The sequence below is a fragment of the Candidatus Neptunochlamydia vexilliferae genome (genome assembly GCF_015356785.1).
GTDB lineage: Bacteria > Chlamydiota > Chlamydiia > Chlamydiales > Simkaniaceae > Neptunichlamydia > Neptunichlamydia vexilliferae.
The window spans coordinates 1-1,380 of sequence record NZ_JAAEJV010000115.1; the positions used below are offsets into that span (position 1 = coordinate 1).

2 protein-coding genes and 1 tRNA gene are annotated in these 1,380 nt (G+C 45.4%); 2 read left to right on the top strand and 1 reads right to left on the bottom strand.

Going from position 1 to position 1,380, the window contains the following annotated elements:
• The first annotated feature begins 46 nt into the window (after positions 1–46).
• Both NEPTK9_RS09465 and NEPTK9_RS09470 read left to right on the top strand, forming a co-directional pair.
• Positions 47–937, top strand: a complete 891-nt coding sequence (locus tag NEPTK9_RS09465) for a hypothetical protein (protein WP_194848584.1) — start codon at positions 47–49, stop codon at positions 935–937.
• 30 nt (positions 938–967) lie between these two features.
• Positions 968–1,040 (top strand) — tRNA-Ile (locus NEPTK9_RS09470).
• Between the two features lie 136 nt (positions 1,041–1,176).
• Here NEPTK9_RS09470 and tnpA read toward each other — a convergent pair.
• The coding region (tnpA, locus tag NEPTK9_RS09475; RefSeq protein WP_194848585.1) for an IS200/IS605 family transposase at positions 1,177–1,380 on the bottom strand (204 nt) is incomplete at its 5' end.

Here is a 1,380-nt window from a genome sequence, read left to right on the forward strand (position 1 = left end):
GCTATTTTAAACCATGGCTACAAATTAAACAATCTAAAAAGGAGCGATGCTTCCTCCCCTCCCTAAAGGAAGGGGTATCCGCATCGATATTTTGATGAAAAAGGTACTGTTCGGACTGGTTCTTCTCTTTATCGGCTGCATCGGATGGGATATGGGGCATATCGCCTACTATTCCCACTGGCTTACGCATACCTGCCTGACCACCCCCTATACGCCTCAAAAGGGAGAGGAACTCTCTCCTATCTTTACCCAAGCGTTTACCTTTCTTGATCAAGGATCGACCAGCGAGGTCTTTGTCTCCCAAGATCGGAAAACGGTTCTCAAAGTCTTTCTCGATAAAAATTATAGCTCCCGTTCAAGAAAACATATCCCCTTCCTAGGAAAACTAAGCGCCAAGCGAAAAGAGCTCAAGATGAAAAAAGCACGCTATAAGGCTACGATTAACTCTTACGCTCTTTTGCCTAAAGAAACCGGGATGCTCTACTACCACTTTTCCCCTACCGATACTTTTCACCAGAGCATCACCCTTATTGACAAAGAGGGAAATAAGCGGACCCTCGACCTCGACCGAGAAAACTACCTGATCCAAAGAAAAGCGATCGTTGCCTGGGATTATATCCATAGACATGTCACACAAGGAGATCTAGAAGAAGCTCGTCTAGCCATCAAAAAGCTTCTCACCTTTACAAAGCTTCTCTATGACCAAGGGATCGTCCTCATTGACCTCCAGTTTGCCAGTAACTTTGGCTTTATCGATGGAGAGCCCACCCGGATCGACACCGAACACCTCACCTTCAAGCGCTCCTGGAAAACCTCTTACCAAACACACCTAAGCGAGCAGCTCGCAGACTTCCGCGTTTGGATCGAGGAGTGTTGTCCCTCTTCTCTTCTCGCCTACTTTGACGAGAAAGTGGCCGCAATTTTCCAAGACAAATAATCCCTTTGTTGCTATAGTCAATTTCCTTGCGGGGCAGTAGCTCAGTGGTTAGAGCAGCGGACTCATAATCCGTTGGTCGAAGGTTCAAGTCCTTCCTGCCCCATTTCCTTGCAAATTAGACCATGAAACCAAAAAGAACAGATCATAGAGAAGGGAGGCTTTTTGAAATCCGCTTGTTCTTTTATCAGCTGCGCCGAAAAACTCGGTCCTTTAGGGCCGAGATGAAAGGCGCAAAATACTCATTCTATTGGTTTTTGCTGGTTTTCGATATATTGCCTGATTATTGAGATAGGAGCTCCTCCGCAACTACCAGCAAAATAACTTGGGGACCAAAAGTTATTGCCCCATAATGCCTTTTGAACTGAAGGATATCCTTTTTTTCGAATAAGCCGGGAAGAAACGCCTTTTAAAGAGTTAACTAAGTTAGAGATAGCAACCTTTGG

Excerpts from the sequence above, each read along its gene's own strand:
- NEPTK9_RS09465 (WP_194848584.1), top strand. The coding sequence starts at position 47 with ATGCTTCCTCCCCTCCCTAAAGGAAGGGGTATCCGCATCGATATTTTG.